This is a genomic window from Helicobacter mehlei (assembly GCF_007280785.1).
GTDB lineage: Bacteria > Campylobacterota > Campylobacteria > Campylobacterales > Helicobacteraceae > Helicobacter > Helicobacter mehlei.
In genome coordinates, this window is record NZ_VKGC01000035.1 from 1 (window position 1) to 5,082 (window position 5,082).

General features: G+C 45.5%; 5 protein-coding genes. 3 read left to right on the top strand and 2 right to left on the bottom strand.

Annotated elements, in window-relative coordinates; all coding sequences use genetic code 11:
* The first annotated feature begins 209 nt into the window (after positions 1–209).
* Genes FNE76_RS07820 through FNE76_RS07830 form a run of 3 tightly spaced genes read left to right on the top strand, consistent with a single transcriptional unit; the run spans position 210 to position 1,756 of the window.
* Positions 210–443 (top strand): tail protein X, encoded by a 234-nt coding sequence (locus FNE76_RS07820; protein ID WP_162983127.1) that lies wholly within the window; start codon positions 210–212, stop codon positions 441–443.
* Positions 444–1,373 (top strand): phage late control D family protein, encoded by a 930-nt coding sequence (locus FNE76_RS07825; protein ID WP_120948806.1) that lies wholly within the window; start codon positions 444–446, stop codon positions 1,371–1,373.
* Complete coding sequence (locus FNE76_RS07830) at positions 1,373–1,756, top strand: hypothetical protein (protein WP_120948805.1); 384 nt, start codon at positions 1,373–1,375, stop codon at positions 1,754–1,756. The genes FNE76_RS07825 and FNE76_RS07830 overlap by 1 nt, the downstream gene beginning before the upstream one ends.
* A 374-nt stretch (positions 1,757–2,130) precedes the next feature.
* Here FNE76_RS07830 and FNE76_RS08755 read toward each other — a convergent pair whose 3' ends face one another.
* Positions 2,131–4,179, bottom strand: coding sequence for an SH3 domain-containing protein (locus FNE76_RS08755; protein ID WP_185963035.1), 2,049 nt, complete (start codon positions 4,177–4,179; stop codon positions 2,131–2,133).
* A 48-nt stretch (positions 4,180–4,227) separates the two neighbouring features.
* Positions 4,228–4,923, bottom strand: coding sequence for an SEL1-like repeat protein (locus FNE76_RS08325; RefSeq protein WP_162983125.1), 696 nt, complete (start codon positions 4,921–4,923; stop codon positions 4,228–4,230).
* Between the last annotated feature and the right edge of the window lie 159 nt (positions 4,924–5,082).

Genomic DNA, 5,082 nt, shown 5'->3' on the forward strand with positions numbered 1-5,082 from the left:
AACAACAATGCGAATTCATTTTATGGGGCACTAAGGGGGAATTGCCCAGCAGAGAACCAGATTACCACTATGGCTATATCCAAGCCTACTTACACCCCAGTAAGAAACAACACGCCACCCAAAAGCCTACGCAAGTAACTTAATTGCTAGGGAACAAAATGACCGCCTTTTAGCCGATGCCCATGTTATTTTTACCCAAGAGCTTAGCCGTGAGTGAAAGAACTATTGTGGCCTTGCAGGGGGAAAGATGGGATAGCCTCTTTTTCAAGCATTACGGGCATTTGGAACAACATGGCTATACTAGTGGATATAATGCCTTTTTGTTGGCTAATGTCAAACTCTTATCTATTGATGTCTTTGAGGGTGGAGAAGTGGTGAGCTTACCTGCTTTAGAGGATATAGCAGAGGGGAATGACATTGTGCCTTTATGGAAGGAGGACTAAATGCAGACATACCTTGCTCCCCAATGGCGGATTAAATCTAAGGTAGGGGTTGTGGTGGAAAGTTTAGATTATACTGACTATGAAAAAGACAATACCGATACACTCAGCCTCAAACTCGCCCCCAATTCTAAAATGCCCCAATTTGGCGATCGCTTGGATTTGTTTTTGGGGTGGGATAAGCTGTATTTTTTTGGGGGCTTTTATGTTTCTGCCATTAAAGAGAGTTACAAGCACAGCTTTAGCATCGATGCGACTAGCATTAATTTTAACAAAGAGCTCAAAGAGAAAAAGAGCCGCACTTTTAAGAACAAAAGTGCCGCCGATATTTTACGCTCCATCGCTAGGGAGCACGGCTTGAAGTCCAAAATCTCCTTTGAGCATGCGAGCAGTGTTTGGAATGCTTTAGAGCAAGTTGATGAGAGCGATAGCGCGTTGTGTATGCGTTTGGCAAAAGAATACGGGTGTAGCTATGCGATTAAAAATGACACATTGATTTTCATTGACAGAGATATTAAGCAATACAAACGCCCCCGCTACCAAATCAATGCCGATAGCTGTATGAGTTTGGATATTGAATACATGGTAACCAAGCATTTTAAAAGCGCGGAAGTGGTCTTTACTGATAAAAACGGGCAGGAGCATACGATCATCATCGGTTCGGGGCAACAGCCCAAAAAGCGTATGAGCGTGCATGCCAGCACCAAACAAGAGGCCTTAGTGATTGGCAAAACCCGCCTTAAAGAGGCCAATACCGCTAAAACAAAAGGCACATTACGGGCGTTAGGTCAGGTGCTCTTTGCCGGTGGGCTTTTAGAGCTCAAAAAGGGCAAATCTAAAGAAGTGCATTTGATCACCCAAGTGCAACACAGCCTAGATAAAAGCGGGTGGGTGATGAATTTGAGCTTTGAGAGTGCGATTAAAGGCAAATAATGGCAGATATGGGGAAAATCATTAAAATTGACAAATTCACTTTCAGGGTGGATCACAACATCCCTAGTTTGGATTTTGAATACTCTTTAGGCATTAATAAGGTAGAAACGCTCTCTAAAAACTTCTATCTCAAACTGGGGAGCAATGAAAAACGGATCAGTTTCACCGCCACGCTGTATTTGGAGCAACTCAAAGACTTTGAGGAACTCATAGCCAAAGTTGAGGCTAGAGGAGCGCTTAAATTCTCCACCCTAGAGAGCACGCGCACGCAAAAGATTATCATTGACAAATTCTCTAGCAGTGTCAAAGATTGGGTTTTAGTGGCGCAAAACAAAATCAGTTTTTACACCCGCACCTTTAGCATTGGAGGTATAGTCATATGAATGTGATTTTGCCCCTTTTTGCAAAAAGGGTGTCATGTAAAGCTTCTCATAGGGGTAAAAGTTAGGTTTTTTGTTAGCCTTTTCAGAGGAGTTTGGGGAGTGATTTTATCGTTACTTCCCCCCGTTATGCACCCCACCCTATGGGGATACAATGGGGATGAGCCCCAAATAAGCCCCATTTTAGAGGGATATGGTGTAAAGAGACGTTATATCGCAAATCAGTGGCATTCATCCAACCTGCTAAGGACGAGTGGGATTTCTGCCAAGAGAGATATTGGGGTTTAAAGACACAAATAAGCCTGTATCTTAATCCCCCGAAAAATGCCCCAGCTGTTTTAAATTCCGGAGCATTTAGCAAGATGTTTGGCAAATCCTTAGTGAGAAGATTTTACAATGTATGTGTAGAGATCAGACATCGCATCGATCCGATTGATTAAAAGATTGGGTTGTGAAAGGCTACTCTTGTGCTCCTCGCCTAGTCTTAGGGTTGTGATAACGGCTCGCTCCACATGGTAGAGATGCTCTTGTTTGCGGGTTTTAGAAATAGAGATAGACCAGATATTATGCGCCACAATCGCTTGGTTGTGATAAGTGCCCAGATACAGCATAATATGCCCTTTGAGCCATAAAATGGTAGCAAAAGGTGTAGCGTGCTTGATAATATAGGCCTCTTTCTTAGTTGCAGACATTTTGTGCAAATCAATGGCATTATGCGCGTAGCGCACTTGAGCGTGGGAGTTTCTAGGCAAAAACACCCCAAAGCTAGCAAAACTATCGCGAGTGAAAGCCGAACAATCGCGATGGTGATTCATCCCACCCCAGCCATAGCGTTGGCCTAGCAAAGTATCGATCACAGCCGCCATAGTTTTAGGGGTAAAAGGACGTGGGAAGGGGGTGAAGTTTTGGGGGTTAATAGGGGTTTGTATGAGTTGGGCAAAGCCTTTTGTGTCTTTGATAAAAGTATAAATTTGATTAGGCGTGCGGGGCACTTTGAGAAAAATCTGTCCCATGCGGGCGTTAGGGATGTTATCGTTCAAAGGGGTGAGGTAATTTGATAGACTTAAAATATTCTTGATAGTTTTGGGCTTAATCGGGGCGACATCTTGGATACGCACCCAACCGACCACGAAACTACTTTGGATCAGGGCATAAGTCTTGGCTTTGTTGTAGTGGGTGATGAGAACGGGCGTACCTGCAAAAATCAAAGAATTTTGCCACAGATCAGAGGGATAATCTTGTGGTGTGGGGTAATAGGCTAGATCGGTTGGCACAGCGCGCACAGAGGTATTAGCCAAAATCACACCTTTTAAATGCACGCTGGGATAATGGGGCATGTCCATGTCTGCTTCAATATGGCGTAGGACTTTGAGGTCGTGGGGTGTGCCATCTTCTTGATAAGCTGGCGTGAGGAGACTATAGCGCATCCAAAAAACTTCTTTGCGCTTAATGACTTTCATAGTCTTCCAAGGGGCATACCAACGCTTCAAATAGGCACTTTTGAGTTTGCTAGGAGAGGGGATAGGTGGGGCGTTTGGTGGAGAGTAGTAGCTAGCCTTTTGTGGGAGACGGAGCAGATCGAATAAAACCCCATCTTCTATGGGGGATTTGGGGGTGTGTTTGGCTTGGGTGTAATATGCTTGGGCGCGCTTAAGATTTTTGGCAACACCATAGCCATTAACATACATATCGCCTAGCAGAGTGTAAGCAAGAGCACTCCCCCTATTGGCTGTTCTCTTAAAGTGATCAAGAGCTTTGAGGGGCTCTTTTCGATCTCTAAAGAGAACACCCAAAGCCAGCCCGGCAAGCACGCTACCCTTATCTTCTGCTTTGCGAAAATAGGCGATCGCCTTGGGAAGATTTGGAGGGATGCCCTTACCATCGCGATATAAAATCCCTAACTTGTAGTAGCCTTGCACATCGCCTAGCTTGGCACCTTCTAGATAGTGTGTAGTGGCTTTTTGAGGATTTTGGAACACTCCTTTGGCTTCTGTATAAAAATCCCCTAGTTTGGTATGGGCTTGTGCATTGCCTAAATGGGCAGCTTTTTGCAAATAGTCTAGGGCTTTGGGGTAGTTAGGGGGAATATCGCCGTCTTTATCATCATAGGCATAAATGCTCCACAACACACCCAAGCCATAATAACCTCTAGAATCCCCCAAATTAGCTAGTTGTTGGTAATAAGTTTTGGCTTGCTGGTAATCTTTGCGGGCATAGGCTTTTTGGGCGAGTTGCCAATAGTCAGATATAGAGAGATTTGGCTTTAAGGTTTGTTGTTCTAAGTAGTTTGGGGTGTTTGCAAAACTTGGTGTAGGCTCTTGGGCTTGTTGAATAATAGAATTTTTAGGACTTTGTGTTGGGGCAAAACACCCCGCACATAACAACACAGCCACGAAAATTGTGGCTAAGAACTTCAAATTAGGCAACAACACCCACTCTGTGCCACTATTAGAAGTTTGATTGACAAAGGCAAACTAATCCCCCCCAAGACCTGCGGCTAAGGCACAACCACCATCACGCCCGTTTCCTCCTGGTTTGTGGGGAGCTTGATTGCACAAGTCTAGGTAATAAGACATTTTTTTCTCATCACTATCTTGAAATATTCCTGCTATGTTGCCATAGCCAATTCCATAGCCCAGTTTGCCCTCTTGTTCGTAGAATTGTATCGCTTTGGCCTTATCTTGCTTAACCCCTAAGCCGTATTGGTAAAGAAAGCCTAAACCCTCCAAAGCACACGCTTGGGTGTGTGGATCCGTGCTCTTAGAATCCCTCGTAAAAGTCTCTAAAGCTTTTTGTGCATCTTCTTTAGTGGTTGAAGAACCCATAGCGAGATACTTCCAGCCCTCACAACTATGCGTGTTGGCTTGTCGGACTTCTTCTGCAGCTTCTTCTGCAGCCTTTTTACGTGCCTCAGCTGCAGCAGATAAGCCCTTAGGAATGGCATAACCATCAATTTGCACGCACTTTTGACCCATCAAGCCCCAAAACCACGGCCAAATGTTTTTGGTGATATTGACATTCGCCAACTCGGCTTCTTTGGCATCGGCTGCAGAGACAATAGCTTGTGCTTGTGCATTAACAGATTCCATCGCACGGCTTTTAAGTGCCTCATCATTCTTGCCATAAGGCCATGTGAAAGAATCACAAGCAACCCCATAGACTTTCTGCATTTTGGGATCACTGGGGTGGTTAGGATTAATGCTCCCGATCTTAGTGGTGCAACCTACAAGGAGAAGACCCGCTAAGAGTGTCGCGGGGGGGGGGGGGGGGGGGGGGGGGGGGGGGGGGGGGGGGGGGGGGGGGGGGGGGGGGGGGGGGGGGGGGGGGGG

Bases quoted from the DNA above. Each gene is read 5' to 3' on its own strand.
- FNE76_RS07825 (WP_120948806.1), top strand. From the start codon at position 444: ATGCAGACATACCTTGCTCCCCAATGGCGGATTAAATCTAAGGTAGGG.
- FNE76_RS08325 (WP_162983125.1), bottom strand. From the start codon at position 4,923: ATGCAGAAAGTCTATGGGGTTGCTTGTGATTCTTTCACATGGCCTTAT.
- FNE76_RS07830 (WP_120948805.1), top strand. From the start codon at position 1,373: ATGGCAGATATGGGGAAAATCATTAAAATTGACAAATTCACTTTCAGG.